The sequence below is a fragment of the Citrobacter sp. TBCS-14 genome (assembly GCF_005280805.1).
GTDB lineage: Bacteria > Pseudomonadota > Gammaproteobacteria > Enterobacterales > Enterobacteriaceae > Citrobacter > Citrobacter gillenii.
In genome coordinates this window covers 1-635 of sequence record NZ_SZWM01000276.1, presented here as the reverse complement: position 1 = coordinate 635, position 635 = coordinate 1, and the positions used below count along the sequence as shown (strand labels likewise).

1 pseudogene is annotated in these 635 nt (G+C 60.1%); it reads left to right on the top strand.

Annotated features, from left to right (window positions below):
• Window positions 1-635, top strand: a pseudogene (locus tag FDX22_RS12490) (MFS transporter); the annotation flags it as partial.

Genomic DNA, 635 nt, shown 5'->3' with positions numbered 1-635 from the left:
CGTATTCTCCGGCCAAGTATGGCATCCTGGGTGAGCTGACGACCGGCGACAAACTGGTGAAAGCGAATGGCCTGATGGAAGCGTCAACCATTGCCGCTATCTTGCTGGGTTCTGTTGCCGGCGGTGTGCTGGCCGACTGGCATGTGATTGCTGCGCTTTCCGCCTGTGCGCTGGCCTATGCAGGCGCGGTGGTCGCTAACGTGTATATTCCCAAGCTCGCCGCGGCTCGCCCCGGTCAGTCCTGGCATCTGGGCAAAATGACGCGTNGAAGCTTGCTGCCGCGCGTCCTGGTCAGTCGTGGCATCTGGGGAAAATGACGCGCAGCTTCTTCTGCGCGGCGTCTTCGTTGTGGCGCAACGGTGAAACGCGTTTCTCGTTGGTGGGAACCAGTCTGTTTTGGGGCGCGGGGGTGACGCTGCGTTTTCTGCTGGTACTGTGGGTGCCGGTAGCGTTGGGTATTACCGATAACGCCACACCGACCTATCTCAACGCTATGGTGGCTATCGGGATTGTTGTCGGCGCGGGGGCGGCTGCGAAACTGGTGACGCTGGAAACCGTGTCGCGCTGTATGCCTGCAGGGATACTGATCGGCGTCGTGGTGCTGATTTTCTCTCTTCAACATTCGCTGCTTCCGG